Here is a 23,461-nt window from a genome sequence, read left to right on the forward strand (position 1 = left end):
AAATGGTTAATAAAAATTAATATTTTTAGACTACTTATTCTTTTAGTCAAGCGTTTCCCTCAGCTCTTTATTATACAAGGCATAATATTCACCTTTATTGTCAAGCAACTTCTTATGGTTTCCTTGTTCACAAACCTCGCCATTTTTCATTACGATTATGTTATCAAGGTCGGTAATACTACTTAAGCGGTGGGTAATAATTAAAGTGGTTTTTCCTTTACGTAAGTTCTTTAGCGATTTTAAAATTTTCTGCTCAGAAGATTGATCTAAGCTGCTTGTTGCTTCATCCCAAATTAAAATAGGTGCACTTTTTAAAAAAGCTCTAGCAATCGATAAACGTTGGCGCTGACCTCCAGAAAGAGTCAAGCCTTGTGTGCCTATCTGCGTATCATAACCGTTCGGTAGATGCGTAATAAACTCATGAGCATCGGCATATTTTGCTGCTTCGATTACCTCTTCTCTAGTAGCTTCAGGCTGACAATATGCAATATTTTCGGCGATAGTAGTATCAAATAAGTGAGTATCTTGAGTAACTAAGGATATTTGCTTGCGAAGCGAAGTGAGCTTAATATGCTTAATATCATGATCGTTAATTATAATTTTTCCCTCTGTTGGATCATAGAAACGCACTAATAAATTACTAAGCGAGGTCTTACCACTACCGGAGCGTCCGACAAATGCAATCATTTTATTAGGTTCTAGCTTTAAATCTATATTCCTTATGGCGGTTTTACTCTCAAAACTTAAAGCTAATTTCTCAAAAGAAACTTTAGCGACAGATAAATCTATTTCTTTAGCCGCAACATAATCTTTAATTAAAGGCTCGGTATCTAAAATACTAAATACCCTTTTAGCGGCAGCAATTCCTTCTTGGAGATTAATATTTAATGACACTAAACTTTTAAATGGTCTATAAGCCGCAGCAAAAGAAGCTAAAAAAGCAAATAATGCACCCGGGGTAGTCTTCCCGTCAAGTACCAAATTACCTCCATACCATACCATACCACCAACTGCAAGACCACTTAACCCCTCCATAATCGGCGAAACTAACGCATCTAGTTTAGATGTTTTTTTATAATATTCTAAGATATTGTTAATAATTAATGCTGCTCTATTACTTTCTATTTTTTCACCGACAAAAGATTTAATAATTCTAATTGACTGAAAGGCTTCATCAAGTTTAGAGGTATAGTGCCCAAGCTCTTCTTGTGATCGTGCAAATATTCTTCTTATTTTTCTACCCATCTTTTGTACCGGATAAACAGCAAGAGGAAAAACAAGAAAAACTACGCAAGATAATAGCGGTTCTAAATTAAACATCGTTATTATTAAACATACTACAGTTAGAAAATGTTTTGCACACCCAACAAGTAAATTAGAAACAGCACCACGCATTAAAGAAATATCGTTAGTAAAGCGGGATATAAGACGTCCTGAAGATTGCTTTTGAATAAAAGAAATATCAGCAAATAATAAATGCTCATACATTTTAATCTGCAAATCGTTTAATACTCTTTGCCCAACAAATTTTATTAGATAATTCTGATAATATTCCGAAATTCCTTTAACGAAAAAAGTCACAATAAGCACTATCGGCATTATAACAAGCATTCTTCTGTCATGTATTAAAAAAATCTTATCAATAATAGGTCTGACCGCATGCACTATAATAGCAGTGCAAATTGCTGCGACAGCCATACAAAATATTGCTATATATATCTTAGTTGCATAAGGTTTAACATGATTTTTTATCAGCCTTTTAATTATATAAAAAGCTTGGTAGTCATTATCTAAATTATTGTTCATTGTCGTTAAAAATATTAAATTGGTAAAGGGGACTAGTTGGTAGTGAAATTTTTAAATGCTCAAAAGCAGCAGCTGTTATCACCCTGCCCCGTGGTGTTCTTTGTAATAGACCTATCTGTATTAGATAAGGCTCTATGGTTTCCTCAAGTGCGTCACGCTGTTCGGAAAGAGCGGCTGCTATCGTCTCAATCCCAACAGGTCCGCCATTATAATTATCTGCTATAAATTTTAGATAACGATAATCATTGCTATCAAGCCCGATAATATCAACTTCTAAGCGGTTTAAACCAAAATTAGCTATTTCTTTATCTATTTCTAACTGATTATTAACCGCTGCAAAATCTCTTATACGACGTAGCAACCTTAAGGTAATTCTTGGCGTGCCTCTACTTCTTCTGGCTATTTCTTCTGAACCTGAATCAGTCAGATCAATATCAAGCAACTTGCTTGCTCTGTTTAAAACCTTTTTCAGTTCTTCAGTATTATAAAAATTCAAACGCATAGGAATACCAAACCTATCACGCAAGGGATTACTAAGCAAACCAAGACGGGTAGTAGCACCGATTAGCGTGAATTGTGGCAGGTTTATTTTCACCGATCTTGCAGCCGGACCTTCCCCGATAATTATATCAAGCTCAAAATCTTCCATAGCAGGATATAACACCTCTTCAACTGAAGTATTTAAACGATGAATTTCGTCAATAAATAACACATCATTTTTTTCAAGATTGGTGAGAATAGCAGCTAAGTCTGCTGCTTTAAGTATAGCAGGACCGGAAGTTGATTTAAAATTACCGCCTATCTCATTAGAAATAATCTTGGCAAGTGTAGTTTTACCAAGCCCAGGCGGACCATAAAATAAAGTATGATCAAGATGCTCCCCACGAGATTTAGCTGCCCTAATAAATACGGAAAGGTTTTCCTTAATCTGTTGCTGCCCGACAAATTCTTGCAAATATGACGGTCTTAGCGGTAACTCTTGATCATTCTGATTTTTTTCGGGCGATAATATATTAGTCATTAACTTTTTTAGACGGTTTTATGGATCGGAAAATGTCATTGCGAGGAGATGCGTAGCATCGACGCGGCAATCTCATGAAGTAGTATAATATTCCTGAGATTGCTTCGTCAAAACTTGCAGTTTCTTCTCGCAATGACGATTTACATATACTAACCAATAATAGCGAAAAAACTATTTTTTGCTATACGATTTATTTAAAAATTATTATTACGATTCTTTAGTGCGGTTCTGATTAGTTCATCAATAGAAATTTCGGGGTTTTTGGTGATAATTTCTTGTACGGCGTTTTGAGCTTCAAACCTTGAAAAGCCTATATTTACCAAAGCTTTTATCACGTCATTACTTGCTACCGGCGTAATACCTTTAATGTTTAAACTGTCTTTAATAGCAGCAGATGAGCTTGATATTTTTGCCACTTTATCGCTTAATTCTCGTACTATACGCTCGGCAAGTTTTGCCCCTACTCCTGAAATCGCTTTAAAAATATTCTTATCTTCATTACTTATAGCAATTTGTATATCAGTAGGCGTAAGAGCTGACAAAATGGACAAAGCCATCCTTGTTCCTATACCATTCACAGATTGCAGCAAGTTAAAAAAACTCTTTTCTTCTAAGCTCAAAAAGCCGTATAAATTAATATGATCTTCTCTAACATGTGTTTCAACAAATAGTTTATAGGATTCCCCCTCTGAAAGTTTACTTAAAGTTTTAGCGGAAGCAAAAACCCTATACCCTACTCCGTTCACATCGATTATAACGTAATCATCATAGCTTGAGTCGACTCTACCGCTTAATTTACCAATCATATTATTTTTTCTTTTTTTTCTTACTATATATTAAAACTAATGTTGGTAAAGCAGTAATAATAGCAGCTAAAATATAATGAATAATAAGCGGTCTATCTACCATATGACACTGCCCATCATTTGGAATCGTTTGTGCCAAAATCATATAGGCAACTATTATCGTTATTGCTATATATAGAAAAGTAAAAAATGAGTATTTCATAAATTTTTTCATATTAATCCTTTATAAATAATATTACACCGAGTATACCATAGATATTTTATCTACAAATTACATTGTGATAGTATCATATGATACTATCACGGTATAGAAAGAAATATATTTTATGTCCAATTCAGCTTTTTTAATTGCGTTTTTTGTATCTATAATTCGTTACTACGATTATGCGTTATTTGGTTTATCAGCACACATTTTAGCACAAAATTTTTTACCGAGAAGTACGCATGAAACGCAGCTACTTGGTTTTTTTGCCTTACTTAGTGCAGCTGTTATAATCCGTCCTTTAGGCTCTATAATTTTTGGCTATATAGGGGATAGATACGGACGCACTAAATCCATCAAAATATCCATGTTTATCAGTAGCATTTCTACCTTACTAATTGCTATTACCCCTTCCTTTGATAAAATAGGTATTTTTGCTACAATTATGCTTACATTTTGCCGGATGATTTTTCTTGCAAGTTTAGCTGGTGAAGTTGATGGCATAAAAGTTTATGTAGCAGAAAAGACAAAAAATAATCGAAAGAATTCAGGGCTAGGAGTAGTTGCCAGCTGCACCCAAATAGGAGCATTACTTGCTGCTATGGCTTATTATTGTGCGACCAACCTTAATATTTATTATTTGTGGCGGATTAACTTTTTTGTAGGTGCTATATTTGGATTATTTGCAATTTTGATGAGAAGTTATTTTGAGGAAAGTAGAGAGTTTTTACATCATAAAAATAAACAATCTGATAATATTCCTATTTTTCAAATCTTAAAAAATGCTAAATTAACTTTTACTATAGCATTAATAATTAATGGGGCAATCGGCGGTATATATCATTTCTTAGTGTATTTCTTAGGTGTGTTTTTAGCAAAAATAGCCTTTATAAACCCTATAGAAACTGAGTTTATGAATATAACTCTAATTATTACTTACGGGGTAGCAGCAGTTTTTGCAGGAATACTTGCGGATAAAATAAACCCTTTAAGACAGATTATATTTGCCTTACTACTTAGTCTTATAGCTGCTTTTGCTATGCAGATTTTACTATATCAGCAAATATTTACTGTTCTATTTCCTATTATGCTAATTGGACTTGCCGCATTTTACGCTGTTCCACTGCAAATTATTGTCCAATCTTTATTTAAAACAGCTGTTAGAATGCGACTTTACAGCTTATCTCACTCCCTTGGCGGTATTATATTATCCTCAAGCACCCCTTTCTTTAGTATGTTATTATGGCAAAAATTTAAGTCATTATGGGTAACATTTAGCTTTTTTACTTTTCTACTTATAATACTGACCGGTGTGGTGTTAAAACTACTACAGAGAATTTATCTCAAGAATAATAGCTGAGATACTATCAACTATAAATATTGAGCAATTAATTAAGTAGGATTTATTTACAATCTATGTTGTCATAAAATCTATCTCACCTAATACATTCATCAATTTGCCTAATATTCCTGGCTGATAATTAGTTAGAAAACAATTACCCTGCGGTTCTTCATAAAATTCAACTGCGTTATCCTGAGACTTATGCAAAGACCCCGTTGTATTTGTATTATTAACATATGCATAATTTCCACTGGTATCTTTTCCTCCTATAATATGGCTATTTTCCACATCATATATTTTTATAGAAAAACGAAAATATGAAAAACACCTTGCAAGCATTTCTTGAATAGTAGATGCTGCTCTTAGATCAAAGCCTATATTTTCTACATTCTCTGCAATAATAGAAAAAAAAAGTTCCTTGATTAGTAAATTTGAGATTTCCGCCAACAATAGCAGTTTTATCATAATTTGGATTTTTAATATTACTAACATTTAAAATATATTCAGAAAATTCTAATCCATTAGCCTTAATATTATAAACTGAATATCCATATTCTTTTGTAACTTCTATGTTTTGTATATTATCAAGGTCGTGTATCTTACTACCTTGAATTATCTTTATCCCATACTCATTTTTATTAAATAATATAAACCTTTCTTGATGAAATTTGGATAATGTTAAAAACATCTACAGTGCCCAATCAGAAGAAAAGCTAGAAAAAATCATATTGCCTAAATGGACTTGTTTATAATGTCGGAAATCAAATATAATATAAGGATCATTTGATTTAATGTTTTGTAAAGGTTTTATTACTGCTTCTAGTATAGATTTTTATCATCTTCTATATCACTATCTCTCATCAATCTAATATCAACTCTTTCTTGCTTCTCTGCTTCGCTAAGCTCTGGAAATAGCTGAAGTATTTTTTCTAGCTCTTTTGCCATATTTTTAGTAATAGGTGAATTATTAAAAATCCAGTTAAACATATTTTAAAACTTTTATTAATTACTACACGCTAAATGATTTGCCACAGCCACAACCTGCTTTTTCATTAGGGTTGGTGAAAGTGAATTGGGATTTAAATTTAGTCTCTACATAGTCCATTTCAGAACCTAGTATATACATTAATGCTTTCGGATCAACTAAGATTCGTACACCTTTTTCTTCGACTACTTCATCAAACTGATTTTTATTATCGGCATACTCAACATAGTAAGTTTGACCGGCACAACCGCCTGACTTAACGCCTACCCTAATTCCATATGTGGGTTTATTACGTTTTTCTATCAGTAATTGCACTCGTTTTGCAGCCGAATCAGTTAATGAAATAACGTTTTTCTTCATGTTTTAAGTATCTTTTTTGTTTTCTTTTTTAAGCTTATAATCAGCTATAGCTGCTTTTATTGCATCTTCGGCAAGCAATGAGCAGTGAAGTTTTACTGGAGGCAATGATAATTCTTTTGCTATTTCGGTGTTTTTAATCTCTTCAGCAACGTCTATTGATCTACCTTTTACCCATTCTGTTACTAAAGAGCTTGAGGCAATAGCCGAACCGCAACCGAATGTTTTAAATTTTGCATCCGTTATAATTCCGTTATCATCAACTTCAATTTGTAACTTCATAACGTCACCACAAGCAGGTGCACCTACTAAACCTGTACCGACATTTTTTTTCTCTTTATCAAGCGACCCAATATTACGTGGGTTCTCATAATGATCTATTACTTTTTTGCTATAAGCCATTGTTATTCCTTAATTCATGATTCTATTTTTATATAAATGCTCGCATGATTTTCAGAATTGAATTTTATTTTGATGGGTGAGTGAGCGGAGCGTACAAATAGTACGTGAGCACACGAACCCCTGATAAAATGAAAGAGCAATTCTTAAAAGCAAAAGAGCATTAGTGTGTAGCCCATTTAATTTTCTTTAGATCAATCCCCTCTTGCATCATTTCCCAAAGCGGGCTTAAGTCTCGTAGCTTATTGATTTTTGAGCATATTAACTTTACTGCATAATCTATTTCCTGCTCGGTAGTAAATCTACCTATGCCGAATCTAATCGAAGTATGGGCAAGCTCTTCATCAACTCCCATAGAACGCAATACATATGATGGTTCAAGTGAAGCTGAAGTACAAGCCGAACCAGACGAAACCGCCAAATCTTTAATGGCAAGTATAATCGATTCTCCCTCAACACCCGCAAAGCTTAAATTCAAGTTACCTTTATATCTTTGATCTTTATCACCATTTAAGTAAACTTCAGAAATTTGACTATTTATAGCATCTAAAAACTTATCAAATAAGTGATTTACATGCTTGGTATCTTTTTCCATCTCATTATATGCTATCTTAGCAACCGTACCAAGCCCTACTATTAAAGGAGTTGGCAGCGTACCGGAACGCATCCCACGCTCTTGACCACCACCATTTATTAGCGGAGTGATACGCACACGAGGCTTTTTTCTAACATATAAAGCACCTATACCTTTTGGACCATAAATTTTATGTCCTGAGATACTTGCAAGGTCGATATTACACTCATTAACATCAATTGGGATTTTACCAAACCCTTGAGCGATATCAGAATGAAAGAAAACGCCTTTCTCACGGCAAATTTTTCCAATTTCCTTTAAAGGCTGAATCACACCTATTTCGTTATTTACTGCCATAACTGATACTAACATAGTCTGATCCGTTATAGCATTTTTTAAAACCTCTAAATCGATTATTCCGTTAGGTTTGATTGGTAAGTAGGTGACTTTTATCTCTTCTTGCTCTAAATGCCTGCAAGCATCAAGGACACATTTATGTTCGCTAACTACTGTAATGATGTGGTTCTTTTTATTACCATAGAATTTTGCTATGCCTTTTATAGCAAGGTTATTAGACTCAGTCGCACCGGATGTAAAGATTATTTCCTTAGCTTCAGCCCCTATTAGCTTTGCAATATCACCTCTTGCCTCTTCTACAGCGTTTTCAGCTTCCCAACCAAAAGAATGACTACGTGAATGAGGATTACCAAACTTGGTAGTAAAATATGGCAGCATCGCTTCCATCACACGTGGATCTAGCGGCGTCGTTGCCTGATAATCCATATATATTGGTAGGATTAAATTATTTAATTGTGTGTTCATATTGTTAGTTAATTCTTGTTTTGTAAGTGAATTTTTATTGTCATTGCGAGGAAAAACTGCAAGTTTTAACGAAGCAATCTCAGGATTTTTGTATTGCTTTATGAGATTGCCGCGTCAATGCTATGCATCTCCTCGCAATGACGCTACATAACATCATAAATGTTCACAAAAGCCCTCATAAACGCCTCTATATCATCAACCGTATTATTACAGCCTAAAGACACTCTAATAGACGATTTTACCTCCTCTTCATCTAGCCCCATATTAGTTAGCACATGCGATTTAGATATCTTACCTGATGAGCAGGCTGAGCCAGAACTAACACAAATATAACGCAAATCAAAACCAATTAATTTGGTGTGAGCATCCGTACCTGGCACAGTAAACAATGTAGTATTAGGTAATCTCTTTGCGTTTTCGCTAATAATATTTACATTAGGATATTTTCTTAATTTTTTCTCTAAAACTTCTTGTAAGCTTTTGAGTTTTATATAGTTCTCTGCGATATTTTTTTTCATTAATTCAGCTGCTAAACCAAAGCCTGCAATTGCTAAAACATTTTCAGTGCCTGAACGTACTGACTTCTCTTGCCCACCTCCTATGATTATTGGAGTAAGCGGAAAGCGAGAAGTAGAGACCAAAGCAGCTCCTCCCTGCCCGCCTCCTATTTTATGCCCTGAAATTGTAGCAAAATCTATTCCTAACTCTTTGATATTTGTTGGTATTTTACCAAAACTTTGTACTAAATCGCTATGAAATTTTGCATCATATTTTTTAGCTATCTCACTTATTTTAGCTATATCTTGTAGTACTCCGCTTTCATTATTGACCATCATTACGGACACTAACTTTTTAGAAACCGTACTTTGGGCTAATAGCTCCTCCAAATGTTCTAGATCAACTATTCCCTGCTTATCAACTTTTATTACTTTAATATTTGGAGCATGCTTTATATGGTTATAGATTGATAAATGTTCAATAGCAGAAATGAAAATATCACCGTCATAAAAATTCTTCATTATTAAGTTATTACTTTCCGTTCCGGATGAAGTAAACGTAATATCATATTCCTTAAAAGATATACCAAGAACTTTAGCTATTTGTGTGCGTGATTCCTCAATGATTTTCTTAGCAAACCTACCTGCACTATGAATAGATGAAGCATTAAGCTCCTTATCCATCAAGCTTATTACATATTTCTTAATCTCTGGTGCAATAGGAGTAGTAGAGTTATGATCTAAATATATCATATATATAAATTCAGATTTAGAGCGTCTTTAACTGAAATATTTTCAAAATAATCTCTAATATGCTTACCAAGCCCTTTCCATAATTTATGCGAATTACATTTCATTGTGCTCGAGGCACAATTTTTTATCGATTTTTTATAACAGCCGGTCATTATGAAATTTTCATTTACAGCATCCATAATATTAGAAATTTTTATTTCTTCTAATTTACCTATTAGGATATATCCTCCATTTGGACCTCTAATAGCCTTAACTAGACTAGCTTTTTTAAGCTTAGAAAATATTTGCTCTAGATAATTAAGTGATATATTTTGTTTTAAAGAAATTTCATTCAAACTTATAGGCTCATTGTCTACATTTGAAGCCATCTCTAATATAGCCATTACGGCATATCTACCTTTTGTCGTTAGCATCATACTATCATCCACTATAAATATCCGAACTTACAATAGAATGTCCTAGTAAATTAGTCAAGTATTATATAGATATTATTACCTTTGCGTTTCTTGCTTATGTTTATGCGTAGTAGGAGTATTAGATGGAGAGCTTAATGTGTGATCGGTATTTATAATGATTTTATTACTCAATTTTAAAGCCATATTCTTTGCTTCAACTAAAGTATTTGAATGAAAATTATTTTTAAACTCAGCTTTTAAATTACCTTTTAATTCTTCGTTAAAAATCTCTTTTGGTAGATAAACGCCGCCAGTAGCAAGACCAGCCCAAGTATATTTAGATTTATCGTTTAAAGTATTGGCAATATTGTTTGTCAGCTTTTCTTGATTTTCAGGTGTTGAAAAATGATCTATACTATGTGGGTTTTCTTTAATATGCTCGGGAATTACTTGTTTTAAGGTCTGATTAATCATATGAAAATCTTCTCCCCTATTATCACCTCTATCAAATAGCTTTTGCGAAACTTGTTCACTTAGCATATTTGCTAAGAGTCCTGCCTTTACATCTTGTTTATTTACTAAATTTTCATATAAAGGATTCAGCACTTGCATAGGAGAATTTGTATGATCTGAAACATGTCTATATTGATTCGTTTTTGGGGTAGAAACGTCCCCTACACTACTAATAGGTTTTGAACTTAATTTTTCTACAATATAATTCTCAAGTTCTGAATTTTCTTGACATAATATTTTTACTTCATTAGCAAATTCTTTTTTATTAGGTAAATTTTGCTTACTTTCCGATTTAGCTTGTAAAAATATTTTATCAACCGCTTGATCAATAAGGATGTTTTTATCTGTAATTTTATCTTCTACCGGCTGCGGTGTCCCACTAAATATATTTGTTACTGCTTGAGTTACATAATCTAGCCCTACCTTAACTCCTACTTTTGCGAATATTCTTTTATTATCATTTAAATATTGCTGAATTTCAGGATTATCTTTCGTTAATGTAATTAGCTCTTTTGCAATTCCTGTATAATCACCTTTAACAAAACTGCTAAAAACTTTTTGTAATGATTCAGGCTTATCAAGCAATAAAGGCATCACTTTGCTAAGCTTTACAACATCTTCTGCTTGTAGACCGTAATTCTCAAGTTGCTGTTTAATGACACCGCTATCTTTTGCATCTACCTCAACTACACCTTTGAATAAATTATCAAATAAGCCATCTTTACTTTGCTGCAGCAATGTATCTTTTAATTTAAACGACGGATCATTGAGAGCTAAAATTAAACTATTTGTCACGCTCATATAATCGCCTTTATTTACATCTAACATAATATCATGTGCCATTTCAGGCTTTGACATCATTTCGCCGACTATATTAAGCATTTGCTTATCAAAATTATAGTCTTTAGTCATTTTTTGCAAATCAGGATTATTTTCAATAATGCCTAAAGCTGCATTTGGAAAAAATTCTTTATTATTAGCAAAAAAATCTCTTAATTCTTTATTGTCTTTAGTCATTTCTAAAGTTTTTTCAATAGCTATCATTAATCCTTGATTTGGATCATTAAGAGTATCAAAAACTTCTTTTATTTTAGGAATTTCATTTAATAAACTAGGAACAGTACTTAAAACTTTGGGATCAATTCTATAATTTTCAAAATACTCTTTCAAGGCAGGTTTAGCCTGCTGTTTAGCATCTGCTACAAAGCTATTTAGTACTTTCTGTTTTTCAGGACTTAGGTTATTAAATTCCTTTAAAGACCTCAAATTATCTATATTTTCAGCAACTTCTTGTTTTAAAGCAGGATTTTTATCAAAGATTTTTTGCACTTCTGCATAGCTTTGGTTACTTTCCGGTTTTTGTAATATGTCATCAAAACTTTTGATATAATCGCCTGGTAATATTTCAGTTGCTCCAATTTTTATATAGCTTGCAATATCCTTTTCTTTTTCATTAAAAAACTTTTCAAAGTTTTTATCTTTGGTAAGCATATCCAAAGTATTAGAAGTTACTTTGTTCCAATTAGGTTCATCTTTTTTTACCTCTACTGCAACTTCTTTAAGCTGATCAAGCACCTCGTCATTTTTGAAACTTTCTTTTAATATATCCAAGCCTTTCTGATCTAAGAAATTACCTTCTTGAAACTCTCTAAATCCAGCTTTAGCAAGTATTTGCCCTATTTTAGGTAAATTACTAGCATTCTTTTTTAAAAACTCCCATATTGGTTTTTCCTCAAGAAGTGATTTTTGAAATTCTGGATCAAGATATGTATCAGAGGAATTAGCAAGTTTAACAAGGTTATAAGTATTTACAGGATTAGTTAAAGTAAATTTTGCTCCAAGTAAGATTGTTTTAAAACTTAACCCATTTGAAGATGACAAATCTTTAATTGCACTATTAATTAATTTATTAGCTTTAGAAGAAGACAAAATTTTTTCTAAGCTTTTCCGTAATTTATCACTACGTTTGGATGTATCTGCTGTTGCCATATTAAATAATTTATTCTTTATTTAAAAAAATTACTAATATCTATTAAATATAGTCAATTGCACTGTAATAACAATAGAAAAGTTTACATTTAAACTTTTAATCTTTATTATGTGACATCTAAATTATTATTAAAGTAAATGATTATCATACCGATATTAAGCTTTTTTGGCTTTTCATGCTTTTTCTCAAAATATTTCAAAATAAAATTAAATCATGCGATACCTATAACAATTAGCATATTAATTACGATTTTATATTGCTGTGCTATACTAAATCTGTTAATGGCTGCTACCTATTTACTTTACTTCATCGGTATATTATTAGCATTTATAAATCGACATAGATTTTCTTACGAATCTCTTATTTTCACTCTATTGATTTTTCTTTTTTCCCTCTATACCAGAGAAGCATCTCTGCATGCTTATGATGATTTTTCCCATTGGGGAATATTTACTAAAGAACTATTATATTCAGGATTTTTTGAAAACCAAACTTCACTTACCTCTATTATTTCTACGCATGCACATTATCCAAGAGGTGCCGCTGTTTACCACTACTTTATGCTAATGCTTTCAGGTTACTCGGACGGAAATGTGCTATTTGCTCATTTCTTACTACATTTAATGTTCTTAGCTCCTTTAGCTTCCAATAAGAAAATTTGGCAGACCGGTTTACTATTTTCTGCTATACTTTGTGCAGTAGTATTATATACGACAGGACTTCGCTCTATATATAATGATAGTACTATAGGGCTAATGTTCGGATCTATTCTTGTTATTTATATTCTTGAAGAAGATAAGAAAAAAGCTTTAAAGCTGATTATACCTATCGCTATATTACTTCCTTTATTTAGAGAAATCGGAGCGTGGCTTGCAAGTTTTGCTTCGATAATTCTTATATTGCATTATACATTTTTTGATAAAAAACCTAAAACATCACATGATTATATTACCTATGTAATTTTATTAATTCTACCAATATTATGCAATTTTATCTTAATGGATTATTTTAGGAATACTCACGATTTCTTAGATAGAAAAGAGCATAGTTTTAGTAATTTAATATATATTGTAGAAAATTTTAATGAACAGCATAAATTATTATTACTAAATTATGGTAAGTTTCTTTTAAAATTTTTAGTAAAAGAAGGAAGTTTAGTTGTATATACTATTTGTTTTATTGCCTGGTATGGAATTCGTAAATATAAACCGAAACTGTTAGCAGAATATAAATTTTTTCTAATAGCCACATTTATTTGCGGCATAATTTTTGCTTTATGGCGACTATATCTATATTTCTTTACTTTTAGCTATGAAGAAGCAATTAAAGGAGCCTCGTTACTTCGATATCTTGGTTGTTACGTTCTAGGTATAGGTATGGTTGCTGTCGCGTATGTAAAAATTAGTATTTTCTTAAATGAAAAACAGAGTAGAAAAGAATTATTTATTCTTATGTTATTATTTGCTGTTGTTTCATTTTCAGTAGTGAAAAATATTCTAAGAATCAAACACTTAAGTTTAGAACAAAAGAATTTCATAGACCAAACAATAAATATTAAAAAATTGCTAGAGCAAGGAAATGAAGTCACATTTAATTTTAGTAATAAAAAAGATAATTTACAATGTCATATATTGAATTATAATTTAGCACCATATTTAAATAAAAAACATCTACAAGAATGCCTAAAAACTCCTAAAAAAGCAATTATAGATATGGAAAGAGCAAATACATACCTTTTTTATAAATATCCTCTGTGACATCAATGAAGACTTCAAACCACACAATAAAATTATCTTGACTCATGACTAACATAAAATACAACTTAGCAGCTGCCTATAAAATAATGGCATATTTGTCGATGGATGACCACACTTACACCCATTTATCAGCAAGACCGAAAAATGCTGATTTTTATTATATTTATCCTTTTGGGCTTAGGTTTGAAGAAGTAACAGAGCATAATCTTTTAAAAGTTAGTTTAGATGGGAAAATTCTAGAGGGAGAGGAATATCAATATAATAAGACTGGCTATTTTATTCATGGAAGCATTTATCAAGCACGCCCTGATATTTCAGCTATTTTCCATTACCATACTCCAGCAAGTATTGCAGTCTCTGCTTTGAAATGCGGGTTATTGCCAATCAGCCAATGGGCATTACATTTTTACAACAGAATTTCTTACCATGAATATAATTCTTTAATATTAGACGCCGATAAACAAAGCGGCAGGCTAGTTAATGATCTCAAACAAAATTATGTGATGCTACTTCGCAACCATGGTGTTATTACTTGCGGGAAAACAATACATGAAGCTATGTTTTTTGCTTATCATTTAGAGCAAGCTTGCAAAACACAATGTTTACTAAATTTAGCTAACAAACAAGAACTTATAATACCCTCCGAAGAAACATGTGAACAGACTGTAAAAGATTTATTATCATTTGAAGAAGATTTAGGCAAACGTGACTGGGATGCTTGGTTAAGAGTTATAAAAAAATAAATGTTGCAAATAATAGCATTGGTATGTTATAATTTACAACATAATAAATAGACATATAACATCATTTGTAAAGCAATCTTTAAAAGATTTTTCTGCCGTTCTTATCATTGGAGCTAGGCAAGTTGGTAAGTCTACATTAGTAAAGCAGTTGTGTGATGAGGGAATTTTTAAATCCTATATCACTTTAGATGATATTTCGCAATTAGAAGCAGCAACCGCAGACCCTTACGGATTTATAAAAAACGTAAGCTATCCTCTTGCTATTGATGAAATTCAAAGAGCTCCCGATCTTTTAAAAGCTATAAAAAAATCAATAGATGAAGATAAGAAACCAGGGCGTTTTCTTTTAACCGGATTAGCTAATATTTTTTCTTACCCCAGAATATCTGAAAGCCTAGCGGGACGCATTGATGTAATACATCTTGAGGGGTTAAGTTTAGGAGAAATTTTAAATCAAAATAACCCCTCTTCTTTTATATCAGATATTTTTTCCGGCAGAACTATCCCTGAATTAAAGGATAAATGGACTGAAGAGCTAAAACATAAACCGGAAATAAATACTCAATTTCTCAATGAATATATTTTTTATGGTGGATTTCCAGAAATCGCACTAAAAAAGCAAGAAAGATTTCGTGAACGTTGGTTCTCTTTTTATCAATCAGCTTATATTGAACGAGATGTACGAAATATAAATAAATTTTTGGATGTCGTTTCTTTTGCTAGGCTTTTTCGTCTGATTGGTTTACAAAGCAGTAATTTATTAAATCAAAAGAATTTAGGTAATGAAATAGGATTAGACCAGAGAACAATATCAAGATATTTAGAGATTTTAGAAACAACTTTTCAGATAAATCAGTTAACACCTTGGTTTAGTAATACCCGTAAAAGATTAATTAAAACTTCCAAAATTTATATGAATGATTCAGGTTATGCATCATATTTACAGGGTATAACAACTCCTGATCTATTACCAAAAAGTCCTTATTATGGAGGAATATTTGAAACATGGTTATGGGCAGAATTAAGGAAGTTATTAACTTTAACTACAGGAATAGAACAAACGTTTTATCGCACACATTTAGGAAAAGAAGTTGATTTTCTTTTACATAAAGGTGATATATTTTGTGGGTTAGAGTGTAAAAGTACGGAAACTATTCAAAGTCAGCATTTTGCGGGGCTAAAAGATTTGTCCGAAGCATTAGCATCACAAATTATACGTGGCATTATACTTTACAATGGTAACAAAATAATTAGTTTTTCTGACAAATTTCTTGCTGTACCTTTAAGATGTATAATTTAAATATGTAACATTTTGTAACATAATATACCTTGCACCATTCAGCATTAAATATTAATATTTTAAGTATATGTTATTAGTATTTTAAATGCAGCAAGTTACATTATCAAAGCCCGTAAGCTGTTACGGAATAGGTGTTCATTCTGGGAAACGTACTCAGTTAACTATTGAACCTACTAAAGAAAATACCGGTATTATTTTCGTAAGAACGGATATATCTTCAGAAAATAATTATATTGAAGCAAAATATTTTAACGTTTCTGATACTTTACTTTCTACTACTATAAGCAATAGCAACAAAATACAAGTCTCAACAATTGAACATATAATGGCTGCATTATGGGGATGCGGAATTGATAATGCTATTATCAAAATAGATGGTCCTGAAGTTCCTATAATGGATGGAAGTAGTAAGCCTTTCGTCTTTATGATTGAATGTGCTGGGAAAAAACTACAAAATGCTCCTAAAAAATATTTAAAAATTTTAAAAGAAGTAACAGCTGCTCATAAAGATTGCGAATTGATATGTAGACCTTCTGATCACATGAAAATAGATTTAACTATTGATTTTAATAGTAAAGCTATAGGAAGACAAAGCTTAGTCTTTTCAAAACAAGAATCTTTTAATGATAATATTGCCGATGCTCGTACTTTCGGCTTTACGAAAGATGTCGATTATTTACAAAGTAAAGGACTTGCTCTAGGTGCTTCATTTGAGAACGCAATAGGAATAGACGATCAAGATAAAGTCTTAAATCCTGATGGATTACGTTATCAAGATGAATTTGTGCGTCATAAATTATTAGACCTATTTGGCGATCTATATACTTCTGGTAATAACATTATAAGCTCAATCAATGGCTATAAAACTAGTCATGCTCTTAATAACGAGTTATTACAACGAATATTTAGCGATAGTACTTCTCATAAGTTTGTTAATGCCAGCGAGCTATAGTAGATCTTCTTCTTTTATTCATAACATTTGCTAAGTTGCTATATTCTTGAGCCTTATTAGGTTTTTCATAAAACGGATTCATTACTCTACCAATATCTTTGACATAACTTTCTTTTTCAATATTTAATGATATTTTATTTTTGTTACAAAAATCATTGAACCCATTATTTCTTATTTCATAAATAAAATTATTTCTTATCTCCTGAAATTTCTCTCTCTTATCATGATCTTTCATTTTCCAATAATTCTTATCGGTAATTAACTTTTTTAACGCTGCTGTTTGCAGAATTTGTTCTTTAGTATATTTTTCCAACTGATCTAAATTTTTATAATCTGGAGTGTCGTGCTTTTTACATTCTTCATTTATATTTAACTTAAATATTGTTCTTATTCTATTTTTTTCTTTTTCACTAAGCCCTCCAGTAATTAACGAAATAGAAGTTAATATGCCATAACCTGTAGCTCTTAAAACTCCAAGTACATTTCCGCTTGCTCCTTGAACAATAGCAGTAGATATAGCAGAAGTTATACCAGCTACATTATTCGTAAGTACTATACCAACACTTTTAAGATTTCTGCTAGTTACTTTGTACTTATCACTATTTAAATCTTTTTCTTTCTTAGGTGGTGTAAATAATTCACTTTTTAGAATATCGTTTAAACTAGGTTCTAATGATAATATATAATCTTGCTGGACTTTAGCATTTCTATTTTGTACTAATAAATTATTTTCTTTATGAAGTTTACGTAAATTGCGTATTTTAATAGTTTCATTTATAGCCTGAATTCCTACACTAACCGCAGTTATAGTAGCTACTACTATAACTATAGGCGATACAGGTGTAAAAAGCCCTGAAATCGCAATTGCTACCCCTGTTAATGAAATAGCATAATTTAAAGCATTACTAAGTAATATTTTACCGGTTTTGCTTTCTGTAAAACGATTCCAATTATTATTAATTTTATCTAATATTATTCGAAATCTTGATTTTTTTAAATCGACCATTTATTTTTTTATTTTATTTGTTTAATTAACTTTTCTTATAATCCAAATTATAGTATAAATTCTAATAAAAAACAAAAGTAAATGTCTGGAAAAGAATTAAATAAAATTGTTGCAGCTATATTGTTTGCAAGCTTAATTGCTATGATGGTTGGGTTTATTGCAAATATATTATATAAACCAGTTTTAGAACCAAAACATCGAGGTTATAGTATTGCAGTGCAGGAAGTTTCAGAAACCCCTACTACGCAAGCACAAACTCCAATCAATATACCGGAATTGATGAAAACTGCAAATGCTGATAATGGTCGTGAAATAGCTAAAAAATGTTTAATGTGCCATTCTCTTGATAAAGATGGTCCAAATAAGATAGGACCTCATCTATGGGATGTAGCAGGTCGTCCTAAAGCAAGTATATCCGATTATAAATATTCCCCTGCTCTATCAGCTCTTGGAGGTAGTTGGGATGATGATAGTTTGTTTGCTTTCTTGCATAAACCAAGTAGCTATGCTCCTGGTACTAAAATGTCTTTTGCCGGTATATCAAAACCGCAAGAAATCGCAGATGTTATATTATTTTTAAAAACTTATGTTCATGATAAATGAGTACTTAACTGAAATTTGGTTAATAATCGGAGTAATTTGTATAATTGCAGAATTTTTTGCAGTTCCAAATATTGGTTTCTTATTTTTTGGATTTGGAGCATTGTCAAATGCTCTTATAATATATCATTACCCTTTAATTAACTTAACAAATCAAATAACGCTTTTTGGTTTATTATCTCTCATATGGTTTTGTATATTATATTATCCTCTCAAAAAATATGTATATAGCAAAACTACTTCTAATGAAAACTATTCCGATATGATAGGTAAAGAAGCTGAAGTTTATAGCGAGTTAATTTCTGAAGAAAACCTTGGACAAGTAAAATGGTCAGGGGTCATTATGAATGCTTACCTTATACCAAACGAGAAAGCTAAAGCTGGTGATAAAGTCTTTATTACCAAGGTTAAAGGTAATATATTAATCTGCTCTAAGAGCCTGTCTTGAAAAGATATAAGAAATAATTTATATTGTCAAAAAATAATAAAGTAGGAATATGTATCCCAGTGATATAGTGGAAGAAGAAAGGATACATTTAGCTCCATTTGTTGGTCCTTGCAAGATAGGACGGTCACGTAAACATAATATAAGAGATATAATTAATGGCATTCGTTACGTAATGAGGAGTGGTTGTCAGTGGCGATTATTACCTAAAGATTTTCCCCCATGGCAAACAGTATATGACTATTATTTACGTTGGCGTAAGAATGGTAGATGGCAAGAAATACATGATAGATTAGTCCAAAAAGTAAGGGAGAAAGAAAGTAAGAAATCCACTCCTACTGTAGGGATTATAGATAGTCAGTCTGTTAAGACTACCCAAAAAGGGGAGCTAGAGGATATGATGCAGGCAAGAAGATTAAGGGTAGGAAACGCCATATAGTTACAGATACACTTGGTTTAGTATTATCATGTGAAGTACATTCAGCAGGTATACAAGACAGAGATGGTGCTAAAAATGTAATAATCAAGGCAAAAGCAAAATATCCTAGTATTATCAAATTTTTTGCAGATAGTGGTTATGCTGGAGCATCACAAATTTGGTGTTTTTTAACTGTAAGAGCATTACTGACAATTTCTCGTAAAATTGTTGATCAAGTGGGGTTTAAAGTGATTCCCAAGCGTTGGATAGTTGAACGTACTTTTGGCTGGCTCAATAATTTTCGTCGTATGAGTAAAGACTATGAGCATAACTATAAAACTTCTGAACATATTATTTATATCAATATGATTACACTTATGCTTAAAAAATTGACTAAACCTTAATTTCAAGACAGGCTCTAAACACAGACCTAAAAATTAAATACTCTTTTTTTTATCCAACAATATGAATCAAGTATTAAATAAAAATTTGATAAGTATAATAATGAATAAAAAACAGAAATTATAAATTTATGTAACAAAATTGTTAGAAAAGAAAGTCAATAATAGATTTAATTAAATATTCTCTCTTAGCCAATCAAAAACTTTATTAATCCAGCTGCTATTTTCATCAAGTTTCATATGTGCAAATTCTTTTTGCTGTTTTAGAGCATGAATTTTTAGCATACCTATAACTGCCGAATAAGTAGCTGGATTATAATCTTCAGTAAAGCCATCAATAAGCTCTGGTTTACCTATTCTAGTTTGCTTCTCAAAAATCTTACTTGAAAGCTCCTTTAAACCTCTAAGCTGCGATCCACCTCCAGTAATAACAGTGCGGTACACTGATATTTGTCCTTTTATTGCCTTATCATATTCAGACTTTACCATTAACAATATTTCTTCCGCTCTTGCTTTTATTACTTCAGAAAGTTTATAAACCGTTACTGCTCCTGCAGGGCTATGGTGAGCATCAACATTAAAATCCTCCATATTAATAATACTGTCTTTATCAAAAGAGGATAAAATTGCGTTACCATATAAAATCTTTAATTTTTCAGCTGTAGCAAGGTCAGTACCGAAAACTTTTGCAATATCAGAACTAATATGAAAACTACCTATATTTACGTGTCCTGTATATATCAATTTACCGGCAAAAAAAATACCAAAAGAAGTGGTTTTATCACCTATATCTACGATTAGTGAACCAAGATTTTTTTCATCATTCGTAAGACAGCTAATTGCAGAAGCATAAATGGCTAGAGTAATATTGGTAACTTCGATATGGCATTTAGCAAAACACTGCACGATGTTTGATAACATATTTGACTCGGCCGCAATAATATGTAATTCACAACCAAGCTCTCTTCCATACATACCTATAGGGTTTTCGACCCTATTATTATCAAGAATAAACTCAAGAGGAAAGTAATGTATAATTTCTTGATTCTTAAATTTAAATTCCTGTAATGCTTTTTGTAAAAGCTTTTTTATGTCTTGCTCGGTTATAGTCACTGTACTAACTTTAATGGTATAGTTTATATAATAAGATTTAGTAGCAGCTCCTGATAGCGATAATATAACTTTTTTGATATTTTTATTACAATCTTTTTCTAACGCATAAATTGCCGAAATAATACTACTTTCAGCACTCTTTAAATCTGTTATAACCCCTGATTTTATACCTTTAGAGTGATGTAAATTTTGACTTGCTACCTTAACCTCACCTTTTTTACTAATATAGGCGGCAATGGCAGCAATTTTACTACTACCACAGTCAAGTGCTACAAAATTTGATATTTTTTCTTTCATTTTTTATGTTTGTTGTAATCCCAAAAACGTCATTGCGAGGAGCATAGCGACGAAGCAATCTAGTTAAACGTCCTTAGATTGCCACGTCGATGCATTGCATCTCCTCGCAATGACGAGTCTAATTAATACTTTTCTATATAATATTTATTTTTGTCTCTCAAATCTAATATTTTGTAATTTTGATTAAATAGTTTATTTGCTTTATTGAGTGCATCTATATATTTTAAGGCTTCTTCAAAATTCTTTGCCGGTAATTTAATATTTATCTCACCTTTAAGATTTAAATCCCATCTTCTATCTCCGCATCTAACAGCAGATAAAGTTTTATTTATTATTGCCGGATATTTTTGTAGCTCATCTACCAACTTGCTAGCATATATATTTGCTCCTTCCCCTACAACATGTAATAAATGAGGGAATGGCTCTATGTTCTTACTGATTTCATAACCCTCTTCATCAATCAAGAAGAGTTGATTATTAATCTGCCAAATGGCAATAGGTTCTCTTTCAAACAGTTTTATATATATCGTATTTGGTAATCTTCTTGAAACATATACTTCCTTAATCCATTTATTATTCTTTAAATTATTCCTAATTCCATCTAAATTAAGAGCAAAAATAGAATTACCTTTTTTAGCATTTAAAACTTTTAATATTGTAGGTTCATCAACATTTTGTTGCCCTTCAATTATTACATTCTCAAGTTTAAAACCAAGTTCTGTAGTTATTTGATATGTATTTGTTGTTAAATAATTTTTTAACGAAGCAAAATATTTTGTGAAAGCAAACAAACATATAAAGATAATTAAAACGATTTTAAGTATTAATGTTGTTTTTTTATAGATTAATCCTAACTTTCGACGCAATGAAATGTTATTGTTTTTTTTAGCTGTATTTTTTTTATTTGAGCTTGTTTTTTTTCTCATGAGTCAAAGTTTGCAGTCTTTAAAGTTTCTTCAATTAAGTTAATAAAATTTATGCCTTGAGAAGCCGCTATTTCAGGAACTATAGATAGAGGAGTCATGCCAGGATGAGTATTTATTTCTAAGGCATATAATTTATTTGTTCCATCTTCTAAAATAAATTCAGCTCTAGCAGGACCTCTACAATTCATAGTCTTATAAATTTTCTCAGATTCTCTAAGCAATTTATCATATAACTCGCTTGGCAGCGGAGCGGGACAAAGATGCTCAGCGAATCCTTCAGTATATTTAGTTTCGTAATCATAGAAACGGTTTTTTAACAGCTTAATTTCTAAAGCTCCTAAGGCTTTGCCATTTAATATTGCTACTTGTAATTCACGCCCTTTTATATACTTTTCTATTATTACCTCATTACTATAAGGAAAATCATAATTAGCAAAGCTAAAATCATCTTCCTCAAATATTACCTCAACCCCTATGCTTGATCCTTGTGTAAGAGGCTTAATAACATATGGACGCTTCATAGGATCATCCTTAATATTATCGCTTTTATTTACAACAATACTTTCTGCCATATTAATATTATTAGTCAAAAACCAGCTTCTGGAATGTACCTTATCAAAAGCAAGGCTTGATGCTAAAACCCCGCTATGAGTATAAGGAATTCGCATAATATTAAGAAGTCCAGGCAGACAGCCATCTTCACCATATGTGCCATGCAGGCAGTTAAAAACAATATCAGGCTTTATTTCATGCAGCTTAACGGCAACATCAGCTCCCATATCTATAAAAGTAACTTTATATCCTGCTTCTAATAAAGCTTTGCCTACCCCTTCAGCTGATATTAGCGACACTTCCCGTTCAGCAGACATACCACCAGCTACTAACGCTATGTGTTTCTTACCACTATCACTTAATATTTTAATTTCTGAACTTCCGACCCAATGTGTTTGATATTTATGCATATTTTTATTTTTTATGTCATTGCGAGGAGCGTAGCGACAAAGCAATCTCAGGACATTCGTATGGGATTGCCACGCCACT

Annotated in this window: 25 protein-coding genes; 9 read left to right on the plus strand and 16 right to left on the minus strand. The window is 31.7% G+C overall.

Annotated elements, in window-relative coordinates:
* Positions 1–42: 42 nt before the first annotated feature.
* From ACICQC_RS04830 to ACICQC_RS04845, 4 genes are all read right to left on the minus strand, one after another.
* Positions 43–1,806, minus strand: coding sequence for an ABC transporter ATP-binding protein (locus ACICQC_RS04830; RefSeq protein WP_395477591.1), 1,764 nt, complete (start codon positions 1,804–1,806; stop codon positions 43–45).
* Positions 1,796–2,827, minus strand: a complete 1,032-nt coding sequence (gene ruvB / locus ACICQC_RS04835) for a Holliday junction branch migration DNA helicase RuvB (RefSeq protein WP_395477592.1) — start codon at positions 2,825–2,827, stop codon at positions 1,796–1,798. The genes ACICQC_RS04830 and ruvB overlap by 11 nt, the downstream gene beginning before the upstream one ends.
* 194 nt (positions 2,828–3,021) lie before the next feature.
* A complete protein-coding gene (gene ruvA / locus ACICQC_RS04840) occupies positions 3,022–3,633 on the minus strand; it encodes a Holliday junction branch migration protein RuvA (protein WP_395477593.1) in 612 nt (203 codons plus the stop codon).
* 1 nt (position 3,634) lies between these two features.
* Complete coding sequence (locus ACICQC_RS04845) at positions 3,635–3,847, minus strand: Holliday junction ATP-dependent DNA helicase RuvA (protein WP_395477594.1); 213 nt, start codon at positions 3,845–3,847, stop codon at positions 3,635–3,637.
* Between the two features lie 112 nt (positions 3,848–3,959).
* On the opposite strand from ACICQC_RS04845, the gene ACICQC_RS04850 reads away from it, so the two are divergent.
* Positions 3,960–5,195, plus strand: coding sequence for an MFS transporter (locus ACICQC_RS04850; protein ID WP_395477595.1), 1,236 nt, complete (start codon positions 3,960–3,962; stop codon positions 5,193–5,195).
* Between the two features lie 54 nt (positions 5,196–5,249).
* Here the strand turns inward: ACICQC_RS04850 and ACICQC_RS04855 are convergent, their stop codons facing one another.
* From ACICQC_RS04855 to ACICQC_RS04890, 8 genes are all read right to left on the minus strand, one after another.
* Positions 5,250–5,669 (minus strand): hypothetical protein, encoded by a 420-nt coding sequence (locus ACICQC_RS04855; RefSeq protein WP_395477596.1) that lies wholly within the window; start codon positions 5,667–5,669, stop codon positions 5,250–5,252.
* A gap of 327 nt (positions 5,670–5,996) precedes the next feature.
* Positions 5,997–6,164, minus strand: a complete 168-nt coding sequence (locus ACICQC_RS04860) for a hypothetical protein (RefSeq protein WP_395477597.1) — start codon at positions 6,162–6,164, stop codon at positions 5,997–5,999.
* Positions 6,165–6,186: 22 nt separating this feature from the next.
* A complete protein-coding gene (locus ACICQC_RS04865; RefSeq protein WP_395477598.1) occupies positions 6,187–6,522 on the minus strand; it encodes an iron-sulfur cluster assembly accessory protein in 336 nt (111 codons plus the stop codon).
* Positions 6,523–6,525: 3 nt separating this feature from the next.
* The gene (iscU, locus tag ACICQC_RS04870; RefSeq protein WP_395477599.1) at positions 6,526–6,921 is read right to left on the minus strand and encodes a Fe-S cluster assembly scaffold IscU; all 396 of its coding nucleotides are present in this window, start codon (positions 6,919–6,921) and stop codon (positions 6,526–6,528) included.
* Positions 6,922–7,081: 160 nt separating this feature from the next.
* Entirely contained in the window at positions 7,082–8,314 is a 1,233-nt protein-coding gene (locus tag ACICQC_RS04875; protein WP_395477600.1) for an IscS subfamily cysteine desulfurase, read from the minus strand.
* Between the two features lie 143 nt (positions 8,315–8,457).
* Positions 8,458–9,564, minus strand: a complete 1,107-nt coding sequence (locus ACICQC_RS04880; protein ID WP_395477601.1) for a cysteine desulfurase family protein — start codon at positions 9,562–9,564, stop codon at positions 8,458–8,460.
* Positions 9,561–9,980, minus strand: a complete 420-nt coding sequence (locus ACICQC_RS04885; RefSeq protein ID WP_395477602.1) for an Rrf2 family transcriptional regulator — start codon at positions 9,978–9,980, stop codon at positions 9,561–9,563. The genes ACICQC_RS04880 and ACICQC_RS04885 overlap by 4 nt, the downstream gene beginning before the upstream one ends.
* 75 nt (positions 9,981–10,055) lie before the next feature.
* Positions 10,056–12,461, minus strand: coding sequence for a hypothetical protein (locus ACICQC_RS04890; RefSeq protein WP_395477603.1), 2,406 nt, complete (start codon positions 12,459–12,461; stop codon positions 10,056–10,058).
* Between the two features lie 138 nt (positions 12,462–12,599).
* On the opposite strand from ACICQC_RS04890, the gene ACICQC_RS04895 reads away from it, so the two are divergent.
* From ACICQC_RS04895 to lpxC, 4 genes are all read left to right on the plus strand, one after another.
* A complete protein-coding gene (locus tag ACICQC_RS04895) occupies positions 12,600–14,219 on the plus strand; it encodes a hypothetical protein (RefSeq protein WP_395477604.1) in 1,620 nt (539 codons plus the stop codon).
* Positions 14,220–14,263: 44 nt separating this feature from the next.
* The gene (locus ACICQC_RS04900; protein WP_395477605.1) at positions 14,264–14,962 is read left to right on the plus strand and encodes a class II aldolase/adducin family protein; all 699 of its coding nucleotides are present in this window, start codon (positions 14,264–14,266) and stop codon (positions 14,960–14,962) included.
* Positions 14,963–15,110: 148 nt separating this feature from the next.
* Positions 15,111–16,262 (plus strand): ATP-binding protein, encoded by a 1,152-nt coding sequence (locus ACICQC_RS04905; RefSeq protein WP_395477606.1) that lies wholly within the window; start codon positions 15,111–15,113, stop codon positions 16,260–16,262.
* Between the two features lie 85 nt (positions 16,263–16,347).
* Positions 16,348–17,214: a UDP-3-O-acyl-N-acetylglucosamine deacetylase gene (gene lpxC / locus ACICQC_RS04910; protein WP_395477607.1), complete on the plus strand. Its 867-nt coding sequence runs from the start codon at positions 16,348–16,350 to the stop codon at positions 17,212–17,214.
* Here lpxC and ACICQC_RS04915 read toward each other — a convergent pair.
* Positions 17,195–18,220: a hypothetical protein gene (locus ACICQC_RS04915; RefSeq protein WP_395477608.1), complete on the minus strand. Its 1,026-nt coding sequence runs from the start codon at positions 18,218–18,220 to the stop codon at positions 17,195–17,197. The genes lpxC and ACICQC_RS04915 overlap by 20 nt on opposite strands.
* Positions 18,221–18,301: 81 nt before the next feature.
* Here ACICQC_RS04915 and ACICQC_RS04920 point away from each other — a divergent pair, with 81 nt between their 5' ends.
* From ACICQC_RS04920 to ACICQC_RS04935, 4 genes are read left to right on the plus strand one after another with little or no spacing between them, the layout of a single operon-like run.
* The gene (locus tag ACICQC_RS04920) at positions 18,302–18,823 is read left to right on the plus strand and encodes a c-type cytochrome (RefSeq protein ID WP_395477609.1); all 522 of its coding nucleotides are present in this window, start codon (positions 18,302–18,304) and stop codon (positions 18,821–18,823) included.
* Positions 18,807–19,268 (plus strand): NfeD family protein, encoded by a 462-nt coding sequence (locus ACICQC_RS04925; RefSeq protein ID WP_395477610.1) that lies wholly within the window; start codon positions 18,807–18,809, stop codon positions 19,266–19,268. Before ACICQC_RS04920 ends, ACICQC_RS04925 begins: the two co-directional genes overlap by 17 nt.
* Positions 19,269–19,317: 49 nt before the next feature.
* Positions 19,318–19,704 (plus strand): transposase, encoded by a 387-nt coding sequence (locus ACICQC_RS04930; protein WP_395476475.1) that lies wholly within the window; start codon positions 19,318–19,320, stop codon positions 19,702–19,704.
* The gene (locus tag ACICQC_RS04935) at positions 19,701–20,087 is read left to right on the plus strand and encodes a transposase (RefSeq protein WP_395477651.1); all 387 of its coding nucleotides are present in this window, start codon (positions 19,701–19,703) and stop codon (positions 20,085–20,087) included. The genes ACICQC_RS04930 and ACICQC_RS04935 overlap by 4 nt, the downstream gene beginning before the upstream one ends.
* A 171-nt stretch (positions 20,088–20,258) precedes the next feature.
* Here ACICQC_RS04935 and ftsA read toward each other — a convergent pair whose 3' ends face one another.
* From ftsA to ACICQC_RS04950, 3 genes are all read right to left on the minus strand, one after another.
* Complete coding sequence (ftsA, locus tag ACICQC_RS04940; RefSeq protein WP_395477611.1) at positions 20,259–21,494, minus strand: cell division protein FtsA; 1,236 nt, start codon at positions 21,492–21,494, stop codon at positions 20,259–20,261.
* A 122-nt stretch (positions 21,495–21,616) separates the two neighbouring features.
* Positions 21,617–22,420 carry a cell division protein FtsQ/DivIB gene (locus tag ACICQC_RS04945; protein WP_395477612.1) on the minus strand — a complete coding sequence of 268 codons (804 nt, stop codon included), beginning with the start codon at positions 22,418–22,420 and terminating at the stop codon, positions 21,617–21,619.
* Positions 22,417–23,382, minus strand: coding sequence for a D-alanine--D-alanine ligase (locus ACICQC_RS04950; protein ID WP_395477613.1), 966 nt, complete (start codon positions 23,380–23,382; stop codon positions 22,417–22,419). Before ACICQC_RS04950 ends, ACICQC_RS04945 begins: the two co-directional genes overlap by 4 nt.
* Positions 23,383–23,461 lie beyond the last annotated feature (79 nt).

It is taken from the genome of Rickettsia endosymbiont of Pantilius tunicatus (assembly GCF_964291875.1).
GTDB lineage: Bacteria > Pseudomonadota > Alphaproteobacteria > Rickettsiales > Rickettsiaceae > Rickettsia.